The organism is Dellaglioa sp. CoH-57-MRSF-22, assembly GCF_056781895.1.
Genome location: NZ_JBXAXT010000090.1, coordinates 1 through 439, shown reverse-complemented (window position 1 = coordinate 439; position 439 = coordinate 1). Strand labels below are relative to the sequence as shown.

The 439-nt window shown below is 58.3% G+C and carries 1 protein-coding gene; it reads right to left on the bottom strand.

Translation table 11 applies throughout. The annotated features are described in order from the left end of the window. Positions 1-18: 18 nt before the first annotated feature. Complete coding sequence (locus AC1RPR_RS08315; RefSeq protein WP_281116309.1) at positions 19-201, bottom strand: hypothetical protein; 183 nt, start codon at positions 199-201, stop codon at positions 19-21. Between the last annotated feature and the right edge of the window lie 238 nt (positions 202-439).

Genomic DNA, 439 nt, shown 5'->3' with positions numbered 1-439 from the left:
GTTCCTGAATATCGACTCTCATGTGTTCTCCCCGGTCGGCATCGGCACATGCTTCACGACGAGCATCGACACATCGAACAGCGTGTGGACGGCCTGCACGGTAACGACACCAGTATCCCCATCGGGGCTCAGTCGCGCGCCCTCAACCAGACCCTTGACCGTAGCCATGTTCCCGATCGCAATCTTGTCGCCTTCTGCCATCGTGAGGTCGCCCACGAAAAACGAGATGCGCAGACGATCCCCGATCGGGATCACCCGGGACCCGGAACTCAAGCTCCACATTCGGCTCCATGTTGCTCGGATCGTTCAGGGCCACGCCCGAGATACAGCCATAGACGCCTACAGCGTCGCCAACACGAAAAATCATTTCAACTCCTTCCAGTAGTTAGACGGGTCGATACCGGCCTCTGCCAGTTCCTGTTCCCCGAAACCGTTACGC

Coding starts and splice junctions, on each gene's coding strand:
- AC1RPR_RS08315 (WP_281116309.1), bottom strand. CDS start 201: ATGGCAGAAGGCGACAAGATTGCGATCGGGAACATGGCTACGGTCAAG.